The organism is Nocardia brasiliensis (assembly GCF_011801125.1).
Taxonomy (GTDB): Bacteria; Actinomycetota; Actinomycetes; order Mycobacteriales; family Mycobacteriaceae; genus Nocardia; species Nocardia brasiliensis_C.
Window position 1 is genome coordinate 4,970,814 of the sequence record NZ_CP046171.1, and the last position, 21,490, is coordinate 4,992,303.

General features: G+C 70.5%; 19 protein-coding genes. 8 read left to right on the forward strand and 11 right to left on the reverse strand.

Going from position 1 to position 21,490, the window contains the following annotated elements:
* Positions 1 to 117: 117 nt before the first annotated feature.
* Positions 118 to 1,008 (forward strand): tat pathway signal sequence, encoded by an 891-nt coding sequence (locus F5X71_RS22365; RefSeq protein WP_238815396.1) that lies wholly within the window; start codon positions 118 to 120, stop codon positions 1,006 to 1,008.
* 51 nt (positions 1,009 to 1,059) lie between these two features.
* Here F5X71_RS22365 and F5X71_RS22370 read toward each other — a convergent pair whose 3' ends face one another.
* A complete protein-coding gene (locus F5X71_RS22370; RefSeq protein WP_238815397.1) occupies positions 1,060 to 2,481 on the reverse strand; it encodes a cytochrome P450 in 1,422 nt (473 codons plus the stop codon).
* Between the two features lie 305 nt (positions 2,482 to 2,786).
* On the opposite strand from F5X71_RS22370, the gene F5X71_RS22375 reads away from it, so the two are divergent.
* Together F5X71_RS22375 and F5X71_RS22380 are read left to right on the forward strand one after the other, a co-directional pair.
* Complete coding sequence (locus F5X71_RS22375; RefSeq protein ID WP_238815398.1) at positions 2,787 to 4,268, forward strand: NAD(P)/FAD-dependent oxidoreductase; 1,482 nt, start codon at positions 2,787 to 2,789, stop codon at positions 4,266 to 4,268.
* A 136-nt stretch (positions 4,269 to 4,404) separates the two neighbouring features.
* Positions 4,405 to 5,178, forward strand: coding sequence for a hypothetical protein (locus tag F5X71_RS22380; protein WP_238815399.1), 774 nt, complete (start codon positions 4,405 to 4,407; stop codon positions 5,176 to 5,178).
* 309 nt (positions 5,179 to 5,487) lie between these two features.
* Here F5X71_RS22380 and F5X71_RS22385 read toward each other — a convergent pair whose 3' ends face one another.
* The 3 genes from F5X71_RS22385 to F5X71_RS22395 are packed head-to-tail and all read right to left on the reverse strand — an operon-like array spanning position 5,488 to position 7,525.
* Positions 5,488 to 6,144, reverse strand: coding sequence for an urease accessory protein UreD (locus tag F5X71_RS22385; protein WP_167463807.1), 657 nt, complete (start codon positions 6,142 to 6,144; stop codon positions 5,488 to 5,490).
* On the reverse strand, positions 6,134 to 6,850 hold the full coding sequence (gene ureG / locus F5X71_RS22390) for an urease accessory protein UreG (RefSeq protein ID WP_167463808.1): 717 nt from the start codon (positions 6,848 to 6,850) through the stop codon (positions 6,134 to 6,136). The genes F5X71_RS22385 and ureG overlap by 11 nt, the downstream gene beginning before the upstream one ends.
* A 24-nt stretch (positions 6,851 to 6,874) precedes the next feature.
* Positions 6,875 to 7,525 carry an urease accessory protein UreF gene (locus F5X71_RS22395; RefSeq protein WP_174817116.1) on the reverse strand — a complete coding sequence of 217 codons (651 nt, stop codon included), beginning with the start codon at positions 7,523 to 7,525 and terminating at the stop codon, positions 6,875 to 6,877.
* 120 nt (positions 7,526 to 7,645) lie between these two features.
* Between F5X71_RS22395 and F5X71_RS22400 the strand changes: the two genes are divergently transcribed.
* The gene (locus F5X71_RS22400) at positions 7,646 to 8,515 is read left to right on the forward strand and encodes an SDR family NAD(P)-dependent oxidoreductase (protein WP_238815400.1); all 870 of its coding nucleotides are present in this window, start codon (positions 7,646 to 7,648) and stop codon (positions 8,513 to 8,515) included.
* A 4-nt stretch (positions 8,516 to 8,519) separates the two neighbouring features.
* Here F5X71_RS22400 and F5X71_RS22405 read toward each other — a convergent pair whose 3' ends face one another.
* Positions 8,520 to 10,019 (reverse strand): MFS transporter, encoded by a 1,500-nt coding sequence (locus F5X71_RS22405; RefSeq protein ID WP_167463809.1) that lies wholly within the window; start codon positions 10,017 to 10,019, stop codon positions 8,520 to 8,522.
* A gap of 92 nt (positions 10,020 to 10,111) precedes the next feature.
* On the opposite strand from F5X71_RS22405, the gene F5X71_RS22410 reads away from it, so the two are divergent.
* Positions 10,112 to 10,792, forward strand: a complete 681-nt coding sequence (locus F5X71_RS22410; protein WP_167463810.1) for a TetR/AcrR family transcriptional regulator — start codon at positions 10,112 to 10,114, stop codon at positions 10,790 to 10,792.
* Positions 10,793 to 10,874: 82 nt separating this feature from the next.
* Complete coding sequence (locus tag F5X71_RS22415; RefSeq protein ID WP_167463811.1) at positions 10,875 to 11,870, forward strand: zinc-binding dehydrogenase; 996 nt, start codon at positions 10,875 to 10,877, stop codon at positions 11,868 to 11,870.
* Between the two features lie 59 nt (positions 11,871 to 11,929).
* Here the strand turns inward: F5X71_RS22415 and F5X71_RS22420 are convergent, their stop codons facing one another.
* The 6 genes from F5X71_RS22420 to F5X71_RS22445 form a co-directional block, all read right to left on the reverse strand.
* Positions 11,930 to 12,607: an O-methyltransferase gene (locus F5X71_RS22420; RefSeq protein WP_167463812.1), complete on the reverse strand. Its 678-nt coding sequence runs from the start codon at positions 12,605 to 12,607 to the stop codon at positions 11,930 to 11,932.
* A gap of 70 nt (positions 12,608 to 12,677) precedes the next feature.
* A complete protein-coding gene (locus tag F5X71_RS22425) occupies positions 12,678 to 14,378 on the reverse strand; it encodes a hypothetical protein (RefSeq protein ID WP_167463813.1) in 1,701 nt (566 codons plus the stop codon).
* A 48-nt stretch (positions 14,379 to 14,426) separates the two neighbouring features.
* The gene (locus F5X71_RS22430; RefSeq protein WP_167463814.1) at positions 14,427 to 16,334 is read right to left on the reverse strand and encodes a hypothetical protein; all 1,908 of its coding nucleotides are present in this window, start codon (positions 16,332 to 16,334) and stop codon (positions 14,427 to 14,429) included.
* Complete coding sequence (locus F5X71_RS22435) at positions 16,331 to 17,626, reverse strand: extracellular solute-binding protein (protein ID WP_238815401.1); 1,296 nt, start codon at positions 17,624 to 17,626, stop codon at positions 16,331 to 16,333. The genes F5X71_RS22430 and F5X71_RS22435 overlap by 4 nt, the downstream gene beginning before the upstream one ends.
* A gap of 35 nt (positions 17,627 to 17,661) precedes the next feature.
* On the reverse strand, positions 17,662 to 18,960 hold the full coding sequence (locus F5X71_RS22440) for an SPFH domain-containing protein (protein WP_167463815.1): 1,299 nt from the start codon (positions 18,958 to 18,960) through the stop codon (positions 17,662 to 17,664).
* Positions 18,960 to 19,391, reverse strand: coding sequence for an NfeD family protein (locus tag F5X71_RS22445; protein WP_174817117.1), 432 nt, complete (start codon positions 19,389 to 19,391; stop codon positions 18,960 to 18,962). The genes F5X71_RS22440 and F5X71_RS22445 overlap by 1 nt, the downstream gene beginning before the upstream one ends.
* A 150-nt stretch (positions 19,392 to 19,541) precedes the next feature.
* On the opposite strand from F5X71_RS22445, the gene F5X71_RS22450 reads away from it, so the two are divergent.
* A complete protein-coding gene (locus F5X71_RS22450) occupies positions 19,542 to 20,369 on the forward strand; it encodes a DUF3097 domain-containing protein (RefSeq protein WP_167463817.1) in 828 nt (275 codons plus the stop codon).
* A 233-nt stretch (positions 20,370 to 20,602) separates the two neighbouring features.
* Positions 20,603 to 21,415: a hypothetical protein gene (locus F5X71_RS22455; RefSeq protein WP_167463818.1), complete on the forward strand. Its 813-nt coding sequence runs from the start codon at positions 20,603 to 20,605 to the stop codon at positions 21,413 to 21,415.
* Positions 21,416 to 21,490 lie beyond the last annotated feature (75 nt).

Consider the following 21,490-nt stretch of genomic DNA (forward strand, 5'->3'; position numbering starts at 1 on the left):
CGGCCGGCGGGTGACCGAAACCCGCTGGGGCACAAGCGCGCAACGACCCCGATAGCACAAGCCGCACCGGAGCTCAAGACGTGCGTCCTGGGCTCCGATGTGCGATCGTGTTCCACCGTGCGTTACCCGTCGCCCGCCACCCGTGCCGTTCCCCGCGTGGCCGCCTCCGCCTGTGTCCTCGCCGCCGCGGCGATCCTCATCCCGAGCGCGCCCGGCCTGCTCCCGAACGCGGCCGCCGTGCCGGTGCCGCTGGCGCATGCCGATGCGTGCCGATCCGGCTTCGACTGCGATATGAGCAACCGGATCACCAAGGTCGACAACTATCTGAAGGGGCGCCCCGGCGTCACCGGTTATGTTGTGCGCGACCGGGTTTCCGGCGGCGTGTACGCCAACGAGAACGCGGAGAACGCGGTGTGGACCGCGTCGACCATCAAGCTGGCCATCGCCGAGGATCTGCTGAACCGGGCCAGGGTCGGCGCGATCAACCTGACGCCGGAAGACCGCGGCCTGATGGAATCCATGCTGGCCACCTCCAACGACCGCGCGGCCGACGTGCTCTGGGCCAAGTACGCGGGCCTGGACCGGATGGCGTTCAACAACGCCTTCCGCGCCAACGGCATGGCCACCCTGGTCCCGCAGCCGACCAACACCGCGCTGTTCCCGGACTGGTCGTTCCAGAAGTGCACCGCCGCCGACCTGGACCGGCTGATGGACAACATCCTGACCCAGATGCACCCCGACGACCGCGCCTACCTGCTGGACCGGATGCGCTCGGTGGACAGCAACCAGCACTGGGGCGTGTGGGGCGCGGGCGCGCCGATGCGGCCGGGCCTGAAGAACGGCTGGTCCGCCGAACAGGGCGGCTGGGTGGTGAACTCGGTCGGCTTCGCGGGGCCCGGCGAGCGCTACACCCTGTCGATCATGACCGCGCTCGGCGATGCGGGCGGCTACGAGGACGGTGCCGCCACCGACACCAAGGTCGCGGAGATGCTGTTCGCCGGACGCTGACTCCCGCTGCCCCGCACCGGCATTCGGGTGCGGGGCGGAGGCGTCCCGGATTCAACGGCGGCACAGGGTGATCGGCGCGCCGTCCCTGGGGAACGGAATACTGGTGAAGCCCCATGGCATTCGATAGTCCTCGGGGATCTGCCAGGTGTACGCACGCACCAGCGCGGCGATCACCGTCTTCACCTCGAACGTGCCGAAATGCATGCCGATGCACTTGTGCGCGCCCGCGCCGAACGGCAGGAACGCCAGCCGGTGCGATTTGTCCTCGTGCCGTTGCTCGTTGAAGCGTTCGGGATCGAATCGCTGCGGCTCGGTCCACAATTCGTCGAGCAGATGGTTGACCTGGTAGGCGAGGTCGATCTGGGTGCCCGCCGGAATGTAGTGACCGGCGATCTCGGTGTCGCGCACCGCGCGCCGGCACAGACCGGGCACCGGCGGCATCAGCCGCAGGCTCTCCTTGACCACCAGATCCAGGTCGCGCATGCCCTCCAGGTCGGCGATGGTCGGTGCGGCACCGTCGGTTTCGGCGTCGAGCGCGAGCACCTCGGCGCGCACCCGCCGCTGCCAGTCCGGATGCTTGCCCAGGTAGTAGGTGACGGCGGTGGCCGCGGTCGTGGTGGTGTCGTGCGCGGCCATGATCAGAAAGATCATGTGGTTCACCACGTCCGCGTCGCCGAACACGCCGCCGTCCTCGCTGCGCGCGTGACACAGGCCGGAGAACAGATCCCCGCCCTCGGTCCGTCGCTTGTCCGGCAGCATCGCCCGGAAATAGTCCTCCAGCACACGCCTGCCGCGCAGCCCGGCCCGCCAGTTGCCGCCGGGCACCGGATGTCGGATCAGCGCGAGCGCCGCGTGGGTGCAGTCGAGGAACGCCTCGATCAACTCGCGCCGCCGCGCACCGACATCGGCGGCCATGAACATCTCCCCCGCGATGTCGAGGGTCAGTTCCTTGAAGGTCGGATAGAGCCGCACGGTCCGTTCGGCGTTGCCGCCCTGCGGAACCCAGCGTTCGATGCTGGTGCGCACCACCGGGGTCAGCGCCGCCAGGTGCGCGGCCAGCCGGTCCCTGGTGAAGGCCTGCTGCATGATCCGGCGATGGAATTTGTGCTCGTCGAACTCGAGCAGTAACAGACCGCGCCGGAAGAACGGGCCGATGAAATAATCCCAGCCCTGGCCGAAATCGCGGCGCCGCCTGCCGAGCACCTCGTCGATCGCCTCCGGCCCCGCGACCAGCACCCGATCGACGCCGAGCGAGGTATTCATCGAGACCGGTCCGTATTTTCGATATCGGCCCATCATTTCCGCGGGCCCCCAGCGCATGTACTGCAGCATGCGGCCCAGATAGGGCAGGCCCGCGTCGCCGTGCACCGCGGTGGTCGCGCTGTCACTCGGCGGCTCGGCGAGAATATGGTGGCGTTCCGGAATCAGATCGAGTGCGCGATCGAGCAGATGATCGTGCGGAATTTCGATCAAACCGATGTTCTCCGAATCGGGTGGTATTCCGGATTTCCCGCGCACGCTGGGCTTTCTGCCAACGATGCGGTCCCCGGCGACCATGGCAAACCTCCCTGAACGACCGTATTCATCGTATTCTCTTTCGCATATTCCCAAGGTCGGTTCGCCGCAACGCACTACGGCCCGGGCGGGTCGGCGTCCGCGCGCGACACACCCGGAACAGGGATGTCGTCGCGACGGCGAAGATGGACCCGACTACGGTTGAGCCCTGTCAGCAACCGTTCTCGGGGGACGAACACCCCGGTCTGTCGAGGAGCAGGACGATGAACACAGCATCGCGCGGCGATTCGGTGCGGGGTGATGCTCCCGCGACGGGAGCACACGAGAAGCGGCGGCACCAGGTGGTGGTGATCGGTTCGGGCTTCGGCGGCCTGTTCGGCACCAAACACCTCAAGCGCGCCGACGTCGATGTCACGCTGATCTCCAAGACCACCTCCCACCTGTTCCAGCCGCTGCTCTACCAGGTCGCGACCGGCATTCTCTCGGTCGGCGAGATCGCGCCCGCGACCCGGCTGGTGCTGCGCAAGCAGAAGAACGCGCAGGTGCTGCTCGGCGATGTCATCGACATCGATCTGGCGGCGAAGACCGTCACGTCCCGGTTACTCAATTCGAACACGGTCACCCCGTTCGACAGCCTGATCGTGGCCACCGGCGCGCAGCAGTCCTATTTCGGCAACGACCATTTCGCGACCTACGCGCCGGGCATGAAGTCCATCGATGACGCGCTGGAATTGCGCGCGCGCATTCTCGGTTCGTTCGAGGGCGCCGAGCTGGCCACCACCCAGGAGATGCGCGACCGGCTGCTCACCTTCGTGGTGGTCGGCGCCGGGCCGACCGGTGTCGAATTGGCCGGGCAGATCGCCGAACTCGCCGACCGCACGCTCGAGGGCACCTTCCACAACATCGATCCGCGCGACGCGCGGGTGGTGCTGCTGGAGGGTGCGGGCGCGGTGCTCGGCCCGATGGGCCCCAAGCTCGGCAACAAGGCCAGGAAGCGGCTGGAGAAGATGGGCGTCGAGATCCAGCTCAACGCCATGGTCACCGATATCGACGCGCTCGGCGTCACGGTCAAGGATCCCGACGGCACGATCCGCCGGATCGAGTCCTCGTGCAAGGTGTGGTCGGCGGGCGTGCAGGCCAGTCCGCTGGGCAAGATGCTCGCCGAGCGCTCCGACGGCACCGAGGTGGACCGGGCCGGGCGGGTCATCGTCGAACCGGACCTGACGATCAAGGGCCACCCGAACGTCTTCGTGGTCGGCGACCTGATGTCGGTGCCGAACGTGCCAGGCCAGGCGCAGGGCGCCATCCAGGGCGCGACCTACGCCGCCAAGCAGATCAAGGCGGGCCTGCGCGGCCAGTCGCCGCAGGAACGCAAGCCGTTCAAGTACTTCAACAAGGGCAGCATGGCGACCGTGTCGCGGTTCAACGCCGTGTGCCAGATCGGCAAGCTGGAGTTCAGCGGGTTCTTCGCCTGGCTGGCCTGGCTCGCGCTGCACCTGTATTACCTGATCGGCTACCGCAGCCGGATCGTCACCGTCATCCAATGGTTCGTCACGTTCCTCGGCCGCAGCCGCGGTCAGATGGCGGCCACCGAGCAGTGGGTGTTCGCCCGGCTCGCGCTCGAGCAGGTCAATGCCGACGAGGAGGAGGCCGACGAGCTCGCGGCCGCGCTCGGCGCACCGCCCGCGGACAGCCGCAAGCTGGTCGAGAAGGCCAAGGCCGCGGTGGAGGGCCGGGTCAGCTGACTCATCGGTAGCTATTTCCAGGCAACGCGAAAGCTGTTGTGGCGCCCCCAATTCGACCCATCCAGGTGCCCGGTGGGTCCGAATGTCGGGCGTCGAACCTGACAGCTATTCCGACCTGACGAAAGGCGATCTACCTATGGGCACAGGCAAGCACAGAGCCCCCAACCCGCAGCGGCAGAAGGTGGGCTCGATGGTCGCGGCCGGTGCGGTTCCGCTGGTCCTCGCACTGGTCGGCACCGGCACCGCGAATGCCGAGCCTGCACACCCCGCCCCCGCCACCCAGCCCGACCAGCCCGCGCAGTGGCCGGCCGCCGAGCCGCCCAACGCGGTGCCCTACGAGGGTTTGAACATCCCGGACAACACCTACAGCTCGCTGCAGTGGTCGCGCCCGATGCCGGAGAAGAAGTACCTCGCGCCGGTCGGCGTGCTGCACGCGCCGGTCCCGGTCGCCCCGGTGCCCCCGATCGCGCCGCCGTCGGGCAAGTTCCGCTTCGGTGACGTGCAGGTGGACGCGCCGGCCTGGATGGACCAGGAACAGGCGATCCAGATCAACGACAACGCGGCCATGGCCGAGGCCAACCTGGCCACGTTCCTCGACTCGATCGGCATGGAGCGCAGCCGCTCCGACCGGATCGCGGGCCAGACCGTCGGCACCGCCGCCATGGGCGCGGTCGCCGGTGCCGCAGCGGCCGTGCCGGTGGCCGCGACCTCCGCGCTCGTCGGCGGCGCGGTGGGCCTGGTGCTCGGGCTGCCGCTGCTGCCGGTCGGCGTGGTCGCGGGCCCGATGCTCGGCGCGAGCGTCGGCGCGGCCGTGATCACCGTGCCCGCCGCCGCGATCGGCGCGGCGGCCGGTGCGGCCGTCGGCGCGGTCAACGCGTTCAATGCCCCCTCGCGGGTCGTCGGCGACTGATCGTCGGCTAGTGCGCGACCCCCACTCAGGGTGGGAACCCGACCACGCTGTCGAGTTCCCACCCTTCCCTTTTGTCCCGATCCGGGTGCGCTAACCCTCGAGGTGACGTGCGCCACTCCCCCATCGGCGCGCCGCGCGAGTCGGGCTCTGGCGAGTCGCCTTACCGTACGGCGTCGTGCAACACAACAGCAAACGCCGGGCAGCGACCGAATGGAAACCGGCGCGCACACAGGAACACGTGCGCGAGTCCGACGGTCAGCAGCAGACGCGCACCCGTGCCGCGGTCAGCGGTTCCGTCGAGGCGCGGACTCAGCGATCGGCGGCGAGGACGCCGCTGGTGCGGGTGCGCAGGGTGCCGCCCGCGGCAAGCGGGAGGCGAGATTCGGTGAGTCCCACGGTTTCCGCCGGTCGATCATCCGGATAGCACAGCTCGCTGGCGAGGGCGCGCGGGGCGTCGATGGGGTCGTCGACGGCGGTGCCCAGCCCCAGTTCCAGGCGATGGCGCAGCAGCGGCGTCGGGCCGATATCGGCGATCAGGTCGCCGCGCCAGCCGCCGTGCGCCTCGCCGGAACGACCGATCTGCACGCGCTCGCGCAGCCGCAGCCTGGCGTCGGGCGCGAGCCGGACCGTGCTGACGGTGTGGTGCCGCGCGCCGCCTGCGACAATGGTCGGCTCGGGATCGAAGTCCAGTTCACCGCCGCTGCCCACCTCGAACCGCCAGTGCGCCAACGACATCGGCGTCGACGCACTGGGCAGCGCGATGGTCGCCGCGACCGAGCGCACGACCAGGCGCGCCCCGGGCCCGACCACCAGGGTGACCTCGATCTCGTCACCGCCGAGCGGCGTCGCGGCGGTACCGATCAGATGGACCGTGTCGGGCCCGGTGCGGCGGGCCGAGAGCCCGCCGCTGGCGTGGATCTCGGGCAGCGTCGCGGCCCGCGCGACAATCCGGACCTCAGTGCGCAACAGCGGCTTCGGCGTCGGCGCGGTCCTGCTCGGCGAGCAGTCGCAGTTGCTCGCGCACCCAGGCGAGCACCGGGGTGGCGGCCGGGTCGTCGGTCAGCGAGATCAGCGCGGTCGGGCGGCCCTCGCGCACCTTGGCCGCGTCGCGCTCCATCACCGCGAGATCCGCGCCGACCAGCGGGGCCAGGTCGGTCTTGTTGACCACCAGCAGATCCGAGAAGGTCACGCCCGGCCCGCCTTTGCGCGGCACCTTGTCCCCGCCCGCCACGTCGACCACGAAGATCTGCACGTCGATCAGGCCGGAGGAGAAGGTCGCGGTGAGGTTGTCGCCGCCGGATTCCACCAGGATCAGATCCAGCGGCGGATTCGCCGCGATCAGATCGTCGATCGCGTCCAGGTTGGCGGTGATGTCGTCGCGGATGGCGGTGTGCGGGCAGCCACCGGTCTGCACCGCGGTGATCCGCTCGTCCGGCAGCACCGCGTGCTTGCGCAGGAAGTCCGCGTCCTCGGTGGTGTAGATGTCGTTGGTCAGCACGGCCAGCGACAGCTCGTCGCGCAGCTGCCTGCACAGCGCCGCGACCAGCGCGGTCTTGCCGGAGCCGACCGGACCGCCGATGCCGACGCGCAGCGCCTCGCCGGCGGTGCGCTCGCGCTTGGGCCGATCGTGCGAATGGTCGTGCGGTTCACCGTCGATCAGGTGCGGTGGCATGGTGAGCTCTCCTTCTTCCGGGATTCAACTGGCGAACAGCGGCATGTCGCGACACAGGTGACGTTGCGCGAGCACATCTTGCAGCGGGTCGGACAGGCAGGCGAGGCCGTCGATCGCGTCGGCGGCGGTGCGGTCGCACAGGTCGGCGAGGCGGACCGTGCAGGCGGCGATGGCCGCCGGATCGAGCGCGAGCAGCCGTTGCGCGGCGGTCGCGGCGCCGGTCAGCGTGGTGTAGACGACCACGCCCGCGATCTCCTGCGGCGTCACCAGGCAGGCGGCGCCCACCATGCCGAACACCGTGGACAGGTGCGGGCGCGGACCCACCGCGGCCCAATCATGATGCGGCCACAGTTGTTTCGACAGCCGCAGCAGGCCACGCCCCTGCGCCCGGGACGCGGTGCGCGCGGCGGGCGCCGGGGTGCGCGCGTCGGCCTCGGCCTCGGCCCGCTCCGGTGTCAGCGCGCCCGCGCAGACCGCGGCCGCCAGCGACGCCGCGACCAATCCCGACGTCCGGATGCGCCGCCGCAGGTACAGCTCGACCGTCGTCACATCCCGCACCACGCCCGCGGCGATCGCCTCCTCGACCCCGCCGGAGTGCACGTGCCCGCCGATCGGCAACCGCGAATCCGCCAACGCGAACAGCGTCGCCAGACTCGCCGAACCGATTTCACCCACCGACGGATCTTATGCCCGGCGTGTCGCGCGGGCGTGTCCCGGTCACCCGAGTGAGCTCGGGCACGACCGCGATTCCGATACCGACCGCCGAATTGACGCTGCGCTAATAAAGTCGGAGGGGTGACTGAGACTCCGGCCAAGAGCAACGGCCGGCCGATCGCCGAGCGAGTGGCCAGCCGCCTGTTGTATCCGACCACCCGCCCGCGCGAACAGACGTTGCGCGCGGCGGTCGCGGGCAAGGTCGTGCTGGTGACCGGCGCGTCGCACGGCATCGGCAAGGCGAGCGCGCGCAAGCTCGGCGCGGCGGGTGCGATCGTGCTACTGGTCGCCCGCTCGGCCGAGGATCTGCACCGGGTCGCCGCCGAGATCACCGCCGAGGGCGGCACCGCGCACGTCTACCCCACCGACCTCACCGACATGGACGCGGTCGAGCTGCTGGCGCGCGGGCTGCTCGCCGAGCACGGACACCTGGACGTGGTGATCAACAACGCGGGCAAGTCGATTCGCAGGCCGATCGAGGAGTCCTACGACCGTTTCCACGATTTCACCCGCACCATCGACATCAACTATCTCGGCCCGGTGCGGTTGCTGCTCACGCTCCTACCGGACATGCGCGAGCGCGGGCAGGGCCACATCGTCAACATCTCCACCTGGGGCGTGCTCATGCCGCCCGCGCCGCAGTGGGCGGCCTACGGCGCGTCGAAGTCCGCCTTCGACGTCTGGCTGCGCAGCGTCGCCGCCGAGGTGTCCGGCGACGGGATCACCACCACGTCGATCTACATGCCGCTGGTGCACACCAGGATGAGCGCGCCCACCGACTTCAGCCGGGTCCCCGGCCTCACCGTCGACGAGGCCGCCGACCTGGTCTGTCACGCGGTGACGGCGAAGCCGCGCGAGATCGCGCCCTGGTGGTCCAGCCCCGTCCAGGCCTGGACCAACCTGACCCGCAATCAAGTTCAGCGCTTCTTCGAACGCGCCTTCCGCCGCTGAGCGCTCAGTGCGCCGCACCGCCGCCGGCTCGCAGCCCGCGCGGCGAGGCGAAGAACGCGATCAGCGCCATGGCGACCAGGATCGTCGCGCCCACCGCGGTCGCGATATGCATTCCGGCGACGAAGGATTCGCGCGCGGACTCGATGAGCGCGGCATTGCCGTTCGCCTCCTGGATGGTCTCCCCGATCGTGGCCGCGTAGTCGCCGCCGGAGCGGAAGATCAGCGCCGCGAGCGATCCGAGCAGCGCCAGGCCCAGCGAGTTACCGAGTTCGAAGCTGGTCTCGGAGATCCCGACGGCCGAGCCGGCCCGCTCGGGCGGCACCGAGGACACCGCGACATCGGAGACCAGGGTGAAGGCGATGCCGTAACCGACACCGGCGACGGTGGATCCGACCAGATACCACCAGATTCCGCCGTGCACACCGACGCCGAGCAGCATCAGGTTGCCGATCGCCGCGGCGACCAGCGCGAAGGTGAAGCTGTTGCGGGCGCCGAAGCGTTGCCCGACCCGCGCCCCGCTCATCGAGAAGATGAACACCGCCACCGCCATCGGGATGCCGAGCAGCGCCGCGGCGAGCGGATCGCGTCCGGTCACCGATTGCAGGTAGATGCTGGTGAGGTAGCTCAACGCGGCCAGCGACATCATGCCGACGAGGCTGGAGCCGATCGCCACCGAGAACCCGGCGCGGGTGAACAGCCGCAGATCCAGCAGCGGGTCGGCGAGCTTGCGCTGCCTGCGCACGAAGACCGTCAGCACCACGACACCGACCAGCGCGATGACGATCGATTCGGCGTCGATCCCTTCGGCCGCGGCGTGTTTGATGCCGTAGACCAGCGGCAGGATGCCGCCGATCGACAGCGCGACGCTGGGCAGATCCAGCGGTCCGCGCACGCCGGCGCGGTGCTCGGGCAGCACGAACGGACCGAGCGCGAGCAGCACCAGCAGCACCGGAATGTTGATGAGAAATACCGAGCCCCACCAGAATTGGTGCAGCAGCAGGCCGCCGATGATCGGGCCGACCGCCGAGCCGCCCGCGAAGAACGCGGTCCACACGCCGATGGCCGCGGCCCGCTCCTTGGCCTCGGGGAACAGGCTCGAGATCAGCGCGAGGCTGGACGGCAGCAGGGTCGCGCCGCCGACGCCCATCAACGCGCGCGCCGCGATCAGCACCGCGGAGCTGGGCGCCAACGCGGCGAGCACCGAGGCGATGCCGAAGATGGTGGCGCCCGCGAGCAGGATGTTGCGCCTGCCGATCCGGTCGCCGAGGTTGCCCATGGTGATCAGCAGGCCCGCGATGAGGAACCCGTAGATGTCGAGGATCCACAGCTGCTGCGCGGCCGACGGATCGAGGTCCGCGGTGAGCGTCGGCATAGCCAGGAACAGCACTGAGATGTCCATCGACACCAGCAGCACCGGTAGCAGCAATACCGCCAGGCCCAGCCAGGCACGGCGCGACCCGACGGGCTGCGCCTGCGCGGCGCGCGCGGCCTCGACGTCTGTCATTCTGTAACTTCCTCTCCATCTCGCGTACGCCGTACGCACAAGGTCGGGTACAGTGTACGCAACCTCCCCCGGAAGTGAAAGTGAGTCATGGGATGACTGAGCTCAAGCTCAATCGGGCCGCCATCATCGACACCGCCATCACGCTTGCCGACGAGGAGGGACTCGACGCCCTGTCGATGCGCCGGATCGCCGACACCATGGGCGTCGGCGCCATGTCGCTGTACCGGCACGTCGCGAACAAGGACGAACTGCTCGCGGCGATGACCGACGAGGTCGCGCGGCGCAATCCGTATCCGTCGCCGGAGGGACAGCAGTGGACCTGGCGCGACCGGGTACGCATCGCCGCCGAGGTCGATTGGGCGCTCTATCTGCAACATCCGTGGGTCCTGCTCACCTTCGCCACGCCGCGCTACAGCTTCGGCCCGCAGAGTCTGGCCTGCCTGGCATGGATGGTCGAGGGGTTGTCCGAACTGAATGTTTCCACGCGCGAGGCCACGACGATGGCGTTCACGATCTGGAACTACATCTCCGGCGCGACGCTGCCGCACATCAGCGCCACGCTGATGGCGCGCAAGGGCATGAACCCCGAAGGCGACAACGGGCTGCGCACCATGCTGAAAGGAGAATCACAGTATCCGGTGCCGCCCGCGCTCGCCGATTTGGAGGGCACCGGGGTCAGCGACCTCACCCAGGAGGAACTGCTCTACATCGGGCTGTCGGCGCTCTGCGACGGTTTCGAGGCCAGGGCGAAGCTGCACGCAGCTTCGTCCTGACCAAAGCCGTACCCGGGGATTGACCTGAACCCAACTTGATGTTGCACGGTGGTGGAGATCTACACCACGAACAGGAGCCACCGTGCACGCGATTCGTCTTCACGCCTTCGGCCCGGCCGAAAACCTGCGCTACGAAACCGTTTCCGACCCGGCACCGGCACCGGGCCAGGTGCGCATCGCCGTGGCGGCGGCGGGCGTCCACCTCATCGACACCACCCTGCGCCGGGGCGTGGCCGGGCCGTATCCGGTGCCCGAACTGCCGACGGTGCCGGGGCGTGAGGTGGCCGGAACCATCGATCGGGTCGGCGCCGACGTCGACCCGAGCTGGCTCGGCAAGCAGGTGGTGGCGCATCTCGGCACGGCGCCCGGCGGCTACGCCGAGCTCGCCGTGACCGAAGTCGCTCGGCTGCACGAGATTCCGGACGCGCTCGGGCCGGACACCGCGGTGGCGATGATCGGCACCGGGCGCACCGTGCTGGGCGTGCTGCTGTTCGCCGACCTCGGCCCGGACAGCGTCGCGATCGTGACGGCGGCCGCAGGCGGCCTCGGCACGCTGCTGGTGCAGGCCGCGAAGAACGCCGGCGCGACGGTCATCGGCCTGGCCGGCGGTCCCGCGAAAGTCGAACTGGTGCAGGACAATGGGGCCGACCTCGCGGTCGACTACCTGCGCCCCGACTGGCCCGAGCAGGTCCGCGCCTTCCTCGGCGAGCGCGCCGCGACCATCCTGTTCGACTCGGTCGGCGGCGACATCGCCCGCGCCGCCCTCGACCTCGTCGGCAAGGGCGGGCAGCACCTGGTGTACGGCGCGTCCGGCGGCGACCCCAAAGATGCTGCCACGCCGCCCCTTTCCGAGGACGAGCTGGCGGCGCGCGGGATAACCTCGCAACTGGTGGTCGGTCCCGCCATGCTGCGGCGCACCGGTGGCGACACCCGGCCGCTCGAAACATCGGCCCTGGCCGCCGCCGCGGCGGGCCGGCTGCGCCCCGCCGTGCACCGCTTCGCCCTCGCCGAGGCCGCGGCCGCGCACCGCGCCCTGGAACAGCGTGGCACCACCGGCAAGGTCGTGCTCATCCCCTGACCCGAACTCGCGACCGATGCCGCCGCGGATCGCCGTGATCCGCGACGGCATCACGAAACTCAGTCGTGCGCTTCGTCTTTCACGACGGCGTAGGCGAAGCCGTCCCAGCCCTTACCACCCACGGTCTGCACCACGGTGGCCTCGAGGGTCGGTTCCGCGGCGAGCAGCGCGATGACCTCGCGGCTGGCCTTGATGGCCGGGTCGTCGGAGTTCGCGTCGGCCACGCCGCCCTGGCGCACGACGTTGTCCACGATGATCACCGAGCCAGGACCGGTCAGCCGCAGCGCCCACTGCACATAGTTCGCGTTGTTGACCTTGTCGGCGTCGATGAACACCAGATCGAACGGCTCGGGGTGCTCCGCGGCCAGTCCGGGCAGGTTGTCCAGTGCCGCACCGACCCTGATCTCGACGCGCTCGCCGACCCCGGCACGGTCCAGATTCCGCCTGGCCACCTCGGCGTGCTTCGGCTGGTATTCGAAGGTGATCACCTGCCCCTTCGCACCGACGGCGCGAGCCAGCCAGATCGTGCTGTACCCGCCGAGCGTGCCGATCTCGAGCACCCGCCGCGCCCGCGCGGACTTCGCCAGCAGATACAAGAACTTGCCCTGCGGCGGGGACACGTCGATCGCGGGCAGCTCCGCGGCGGCATTGGCGGTCAACGCCGCCGCCGTCGCCCCGTCCTGCACCAGCGAGTCCACCAAGTACCGATCCACCTCGGCCCATTCACCTGTCGTCATACCGCAGAGTCTGCCACCGCCCCGCGGCCCCCGCGGTGCGCGCTGTCGCGCACCCGTCCCGGGCACGGTGTCAGTCGGGCGGGTCGGTGGCGGGGAGGGGCCAGCGGTCGATCTCGGTCAAGGGGGCGTGCGATGGGGTGCGGTCGAGGAGCGCGCGCAGGCCAGTGCGGCGGGTGCCCCCGAGTTGGGCCTCGGCTTGTGCCGCATAGTGTTCGGCGTAACGCAGGTCGCGGTGCAGGCGGCGGGCCGTGGCGAGCCAGCCGGTGACCTGACGGGTCACCTCCAGGCGAGACAGGCCGGGTCCGAGCAGCGTCTCGGCATGGCCGGGGTCCTCGAGCAGGGCCGAGCCGAGGTGTTGCAGGCAGCGGGCGATGCCGTGATCGTCGGCCATGACGCGATATTCGCCGAGCGCCTGTTGCCAGCGGTGCAGCGCCTTGGCCGCGTCGCCGCGCACCCACCAGACCAGGCCCATGGTCTCGTGCACGTGCGCGCGACCGTCCGGGTCGCGGCCGGTGCGGGTGAGCGCGTCGGCCAGGTCGAGGCGGTCCTTGGCGGCGTCGAGGCGCCCCTGCCACAGGTGCGCGACGGCAAGATTTATCAACGCGCACACCTCACCGGCCACGTCCTCTCTCGGCAGCAGCCACCACGACGCCTCCAGCTGCGCGACCACGGCGGGCAGTTCCCGCGGCCCGGGCCGCTCCAGCCTGCGCAGCGCCGCACGATGCTCCCAGCGCGCGGCCAAACCGGTGGACAGGCTGCGCGGCCGATACCGTCCTGGCCGTTCGCGCAGCCGGTCCGCCCGCAAGCGGGCCAGATCCCGGTGCAGCACATGGTCGTTCAGTCCCGGTAGCGCACACAAGTCGGCCGCGAGGCCCGCGTGGTTCTCCTCCAACCCGATTCGGGCGTACCAGACGTCCAGCGCGTCACCGATGCGCGCCAGCTCCGGCACCACGGCCGCCGGGAGCTCGGCGCCGAGTTCGGCGCACCGGTGGACGAGGGTGCACAGATACGGTTCCTCGGCCTCGAACCAGCGCCGGGCTCCTGCCGCGAAACGCACCGTCTCCAGCGCGGTCGCCCAGCGCGCGGAGCGATCGGCGTAGTGGTGCACCAGCGCGGTCAGCGCCGCGGGCCAGCGCGCGCCCCCGCGCACGTCCGCGCGGTCGGGCAGCACGGGCACCTTGCGCAGACAATAGCGTTGCGCGCCCGCGGTATTCACGATGCCGTCCCGGCGCAGCTCGCCGAGCAGCACCGCGGCCGTCGGCGGCGCGGCCAACCGCTCCACCGGCAATCGCGCGGGCGCGTCGAGCGCCGCGTCCAGGACGGCGAGCAGCGCCGCGGTCTCGAAGTCGCGCACCGGCAGCTCGCGCAGCACCGCGACGATGATCCGATCGTTCAAGGCCGCGGTACTGCGCGGCGGGCCCGAACACCGGTGCGCGGTGGCCCGCTGCGGCGCAGGCTCGATCAGATCCGCGAGCAACGCGAGTTCCTCGGTGACGCGCACCTTTTCGCGATACCACTGGACGAACCGGTAGCCGACGTACACGGCCGCGGCGACGATCACGAGCACCGACAACCAGCGCAGGGTGCCCGCGAGCACCTTCACCCCCGTGCTGTCGCCGAGGGAGTTGATCACCAGGCTGCGCGCCAGTTCGAACAGCAGCGCGTACGCCACCACCGAGGCGGTGCCAAGAAACCCTTGCCAGACGGTCGATCTCGGGGTGCTCGGCGCAGCGGGATCGTCGGGGCGCGCCTGTTCGTCCGGATTACGCACGGGCAGGCCTCCGCTCGCTCGGCACCGCCGCACGCCATGACCCGACGCTCACCGCAACGCTCCCCCGGTGAGTCCGGGAACCAGCCAGCGCCGCCAGGTGACCAGCAGCAATGCGACCGGCAGCACCGCCGAGATCAGCGCGCCCGCGGCCAATTGCGCCGAGTTCTCACCGAATTGGCGCGCCTCACCCCACAGCAGCAGCGACCACGGTGTCGCGCCCGCGCCGCTGATCAGCAGGCCGATCACGAAATCGTTCCACACCTGGATGAATTCGAGCGCGGCCACCGCGCCGAGCGCGGGCCCCGCGGAGACGAGCACACGGCGCGCGATGGTGCCGGGACCGGCCAGCCCGTGCAGCGCGTCAGCGGCGGGACTGCCCGGCGGCGCGAGCAGCGCACCGCGCAGCACCAGGATCGCGATCGGCAGCCCAGCGGCGGCATGCAGCAGGATCAACGGTATTCGGGTGCCGGACAGCCCGTAGGCATCGATGAAGGCGTCCACCGGCCCCAGATAGCTCTGCACCGGCAGCACCGAGAGCACGACCAGCGCCACCACCGCGCCGGTCGCGGCGGGCCGGTTCGGGCGCAGCGCGGCGAGCCGATACGCCACCGGCACCGCCGCGGCGACCACCACCAGAGTGGCCAAACCCGCCACCCACACGGTGGTTTCGAGCGCGCGCGGCAGGGCGGGGTCGCGCCACACCCTGGTGAGCGCGCCCGTGCCGTACCCGTCCCGATCCCGCAGGCAGGCGTGCACCAGCCAACCGATCGGCACCAGCGCGAGCACCGACACCGCGACGATGCCCAACAGCCGCAACGGTTTCCGCGGCGACCGTGCCACCGCCCCGGTCACCGCCGCCCGCCCGGACCAGCTGGTCCGATGCCTGCGGATGTCGGTCTGCAGCAGCCAGGCCAGGAATCCGACGAGCACCGCGAGCGGCAGGCCGTAGGCCGCGGCCTCGCCCGGGTCGGTCGCGGTGTCGACGGCCATCCGCCACCAGTGCACGGTCGCGCTGTCCAGCTCGTACTGCATCGAACCGGGCACCCCGATCAGCACCACGTCGAACACGCGCGCGGCGGCGACGCCGACGGCGAGCCCGACGATCAGCACCACCGGACGCAGTAAGCCGAACAGCCGCAACGGAAATCGTCCCGGGCCGTGGTGCAGGAAGCCCGAGCGGACCGAGTCGGTCTCGATGGCCCGGATGCCCGCGCGGAACAGTCCGGTCACGAACCCGAACCAGGTCCACACGAAGGCCGAGCACAGCATCAGGGCGTACCAGATCCGATAGCCCACCACGCTGTCGATGCCGAGCAGGTCGCCAAGGTATTCGAAGATCAGCCGGAACGCCACGCCCGACACCACCGCCGAGATGCCGAACGACACGATGAGCGGGCGCCACAGCCACTGTGAATCGCGCGCCCACCACGCCACGCACAGCGCCGCCGCCAGCATCAGCACCCCCACCAGCAGCCAGCCGAGCGTGCGCAGATAGGCCAGCCCGCCGTCGCGGCCGAGCGCGGTGCCGAGCAGCCACGATCCGCCACCGACGAGCGCCAGCGCCGCCGCCAACAGCACGAGCGCGACCGCGCGCGGCACCACTCGAATCAGCCACCGCGGCAACGGCACTCGACGCCGCGCGAGCCACCGCCGACCCCTGATCACCGGCCGCGCCCCCACCGCGCGCCGCTGCCTGGCCAGCAGTGTGAGACCCACCCCGCCGAGCGCCGCGAGCAGACAGGAACCGACCAGCAGCGGTCGCGCCCGCGCCGCGCTCACCACGGTCCATACCACCGGCGCCACGACCAGCGACACGGTCAGCACCGTCGCGGGCAGCGCGGCGGCGACCCCCGTCCAGCGGCGCGGGTGACTCCCTGGGACGAGCGGGCCGCGCATGCGCCGGGTGGCGAGCTCGAGCAGCAGGCCGTGTGCCTGATAGTCCTGCCGTCCGGTCACCGCCGCCGCCGATCCACCGCGTCCAGGGCGGCGATCGCGCGATCGGTCGCCTCGTCCAGACGCTCGGTCGCCCCGTTGCCCACCGTGGTCAGGAAGTCGGTGAGGATGCGCCACAGGCCGTTGCGGCCGCCGACCGCGCCGATCCGGTCGGACAGGTCGAACGCGGTGCGCGTGCGCAGGGTGCGCGCCGACGGTTCCAGCAGCGGCGAATACCGGGCCTCGGTGCGCAGATTCGGCGCGATGAACCCGCCGTAGCCGTCGATCCATGGCAGCGGGGCGTTCGGCGCGGCCAGTGCCTCGACGAGCGCGATCGCCCGATCGCCGGCCGACTCGGTCACCACTATCACGTCACCGCCGACGATGCGCGGCGCGGCCACCGCCGCCGTCACGGCGGGAAACGCGGCAACGCCGACCGCGTCGGGCACCCGCCGTCCGGACCGGCGCACCGCCGCACGCACGATCGGCTCGGCGAAATCCGGGGCCACCACCATCACCGCGCGCCGCTGCTCGAACACCGTGCGCACGGCGTCCGGGAACTGCTGGGTCAGGGCCACCGCGATGCCGCCGGGGAACGCGTGCCGGTGCCCCCACAGCGAGCCAAGATGCCCGAATGCCGCCCGCACCGCCGGACTCGCCCAGGTCCGGTTGGCCCGGCCCGCGGCGACCTCGTCGTAGATCCGCGGGGACTCGGCGAGCAGCGCGTTCTCGAACACGTCGGTGAGCACCCAGCCGTCGGCCGCGCCGAGCGCGAGCAAGCGCACGGGCGCGTCGGCGAGAAACTCCATCCGGTCCAGCCAGTCCGCCAGCGTCCAGCCCGCCGGGTCGCCGAGCCGGTACCGTTCGACCAGTTGCCGGTCGTACCAGACCAGCGATTTGTCGGCGGCCTTGAACGGCACTGCGTACGGTTTTCCGTTGTGCTGCAACAACTGTCGCCAGATTTCGGGATAGGCCGGGTCCGCGCCGTCGGACCACAGCCGCTGCGGCAGCGCCCGCAGTTTGCCACGCTCGGCCAGCGGGCGCACCCGGCCCGCCTGCGGCAGCAGCACGAGGTCGGGCGCCGAACGCCCGCCCGCGGTGAACGCGGTCTCGATCTCGTCGCCGAGCGGCACCACGTCCACCGGATGGGGGTAGCGCAGGCGAGCCAGCACCGCGCGAAATGCGCTCAGTTCGGTCCCACTCCAAGACACCCCGACCCGCACCGCATCGGGATTCCCGAGCAGCAGGTCGGGGGCGCATGCGGCGGCAAGCGGCGCGACGAGCGCCACCTGCAAAAGTTCGCGCCTGGTTCGCATCGCCCCCCGAAGCCGCCTCGCTGTCGCGAATTCGCCTACTTGGCGAAGTTCTCCGGCGGCTGCCACGGCCTGCCGTGCGGGTCCTCCGGTCGATAGGCGGGTGGCTGCGGCGGTTGCGGTTGCTGCGGCTGCGGTTGCTGCGGCTGCTGCTGTTGTAACGCCGGGGGCTGCTGCTCCTGCGGCAGCACCGGCTGGTGCGGCGCGGGCTGGTGCGGCGCGGCGGGCGGCGCGGACATCAGACCCTCCACCGGCGTGCGCGCGGTGGCCTCGGCGGCGCGGACCGCGCGTTCGATGTTCGGGTCCGATGCCGTATCGAACCAGCCCGCGACATCGGAGTCGTCCTCGACCTTGACCTGTTCGCTGTCGGAAGACGGTGGCTCGTAACGGAATACGCCGTCCTCGCCCTTGGTGCCGAAGCTGGTCGCGAAGCCCTCCAGCGCCTTGCCGAAGTCGCTCGGCACCAGCCACACCTTGTTGGCGTCACCGCGCGCGACCATGGGCAGGGTCTGCATGTATTGGTAGGCAAGCAGTTCCGGCGTCGGCTTGCCGTTCTTGATGGCGGCGAAGACCTTTTCGATGGCCTTGGCCTGACCTTGCGCCTGCAGATAGGACGCGGCCCGTTCACCCTGCGCGCGCAGGATGCGGCTCTGCCGTTCACCCTCGGCGGCGAGGATGGCCGACTGCTTGGCGCCCTCGGCGGACAGGATCTGGGCCTGCTTGGAACCCTCGGCGGTCTTGATCTGCGATTCGCGGGTGCCCTCCGCGGTGAGGATCATGGCGCGCTTCTCGCGGTCGGCCTTCATCTGCTTTTCCATCGACTCCTGGATCGACGGCGGCGGGTCGATGCTCTTCAGCTCGACCCGGGCCACCCGCAGGCCCCAGCGGCCGGTCGCCTCGTCGAGCACGCCGCGCAGCTGGCCGTTGATCTGATCGCGGGAGGTCAGCGTCTGTTCCAGGGTCATACCGCCGACCACGTTGCGCAGCGTGGTGACGGTGAGCTGCTCGACCGCGGCGATGTAGTTGCTGATCTCGTAGACCGCCGCCTGCGGGCTGGTGACCTGGAAGTACACCACCGTGTCGATGTGCAGGGTCAGATTGTCCTCGGTGATCACCGGCTGCGGCGGGAAGGAGACCACCCGCTCGCGCAGGTCGACCTTGGCACGGATGCGATCGGCGAACGGCACGAGGAAGGTCAGCTGGCCGGACACGGTGCGCGAATACCGGCCGAGCCGTTCGATCACCGCCGCCTCCGCCTGCGGTACCAGCGCGATCGACTTGAAGACCACCACCACGACCAAAAGGACGAGTACGGCGGCAACGATCAGTACACCCATCACGGCCCCTTCCAGACGACGGCGGTCGCGCCGTCGATCCTCATGACGAACACCTTCGTGCCCGGTTCATACACCTCGGACTCGTCCATCGGACGCGCCGTCCATACCTCCCCGGCCAGCTTCACCTGACCGGCGTGCGCACCGACCTGCTCCAGCACCACCGCCGACTTACCTTGCAGGGCATCGACATTCGTCGGAATCGGCGGCGGGTTGCCGAAGCGGCGACGCAGCACCGGCCGCACCCCGAGGAACAACACCAGCGTCATCACGCCGAACACGATCGCGTCCACCACCAGCGAGGTGTCCGCGACCGAACTCACACCCGCGGTGCCGAGCGCGGCGACGCCGAGCATGAGCAAGGTCAGGTCCCCGACGAGCATCTCCGCTGCCGCGAGCAGGATCCCCGCGACCAGCCAAACTATTGCGGCCACGCTGCCCACTCTAGTGCGCCGCCACCGGTCGACGCGCTGGTTGACGATCATGTGTGCCTGGAATGTTGCATCCGCCTGGTCAGGCACGGCACCACCACCCCCGCGATTCGCGGAACCGAATGCGGATGTCCGCCTGCTATCTTCGGGCGGATGAGCGGGCATGACAGGTACGGCGGCGACATCTTCTCCGGGCACTCCCGGGCGAAAAAGCGGGCGGTACCGCAGGTCACCGCCGAGCGCGACCTCGTCGTCGAGGACGCCGCCAGCGGATTCTGCGGCGCCGTGGTGGGTTTCGACCGCAGCTACGACGGCGAGTTCGTGAAGCTGGAGGACGCGCGCGGCGCGGTGCGGTTGTTCGCGCTGCGCGAGGCCGCGTTCCTGATCGACGGCAAGCCGGTCACGCTGGTCCGGCCCCGAGCAGCGGCCCCGAAGCAACAGACCCGCTCGGCCTCCGGCTCGACCAAGGTGACAGGCCTGCGCGCCCGGGTTGCCAGGACCAGCCGCATCTGGGTCGAGGGCGTGCACGACGCCGCGCTGGTCGAGCGGGTCTGGGGCCACGATCTGCGGGTCGAGGGCGTGGTCGTCGAGCATCTGGAGGGGCTGGACAACCTGGCCGAGCGGCTGGTGGAGTTCGAGCCCGGTCCGGGCAGACGGGTCGGCGTGCTGGTCGACCACCTGGTCACCGGCTCGAAGGAAACCCAGCTCACCACCGGGCTCGGCCCGCACGTGCTGGTCACCGGTCATCCGTTCATCGACGTGTGGCAGGCGGTGCGGCCCGCCACGGTCGGCATCGACGCGTGGCCGCAAGTACCGCGCGGCGAGGACTGGAAGACCGGCATCTGCACCCGGCTCGGCTGGGGCACCCCACAGGACGGGTGGCGGCGGGTCTACGGCGCGGTCGAGTCCTTCCGGGATCTCGAGGCGCCGCTGATCGGGGCGGTGGAACGACTCATCGACTTCGTCACCGAACCGGCATGAGCGAACGAAGTGAGCGAATCATGACACAGCGCGCATCGCGCATGACGGAGCCGAGCGCCAGCGAGGCGGAGTCATGAGCGAACGAAGTGAGCGAATCATGACACAGCGCGCATCGCGCATGACGGAGCCGAGCGCCAGCGAGGCGGAGTCATGAGCGGTACTCCCGACGCAGCTCAGGAATGCCTCTCGCGGGAATGCCCGGGAATAACGGTCACCCTTTATGCTCGATAATTATGTGCTCTCCTAGTGCCACGCTGACGGTGTGGGCCGGCTCCTGGCTGGCCGGCCGCAGCGCGCCCGACGACGTATTGGAGGCCCTGCACGCCTGGGCGGGCAGCCACACCATCGCGGCAGGCGACCCGGTCACCGGCGGCCGCTCCGACCTACCCTGGTCCTCGCGCGGCAACCTGCCCGGCACGGGGATGATGGCGCTGCTCAAGGTGATTCGCGAGGCGACGGCGCAGCCCGGCGCGCGGATCCGGCTCGTGCTGCCAGTGCCGGGCGACGTGCGCGGACTACCGGTCGGCACCGCCTTCGCCGCCGACGCGATCGAGGCGCAGGAGGGTCTGCTCGTCGGCGCGCCGGGCACGGAGGGTACCGGACTGATCCCGCAGTGGACCGATGACGACACCCTGCAGTGGTCGGTGTACAGCACGCCGATTCCGGCCGAGCCCGGCCCCGACATGTCGCTCGGTGAGGCGGAATTCGCTATGCGCGAAGCGGTTCGCGACGCCGCCGACGCCCTGATGCAGCTGCACACCACCTCGGTCGGCTCGGCCGATTCGGACCCGCGCGAGCTCATCGAGGCCGAGCTCGCGGACTACTCCAGGCACGACTACCCGGACTCGATTCCGTTGCGGGCCAGGAAGATTCTCGACACCGCCGACCATGTCGCCGCGATTCTCACGGTGGCGCAACGGGAACCGGCGTCCTCGCCGACCTCGGCGACCGCGATCGGCGCCCAGGAGTCGCTGCTGCGCCCGCTGTGGGACGCGATCCGCGCGGCGCGGTTGGTCGCGGTGCACGCGGCGGCCCGCGGCGCCTGAGCGCCCGCTTCGCGGCGTTCGCCGCACTGCGCCGCAAGGCGGTCCGGCACCGGTCGCACGCGGCGCGATCACGCA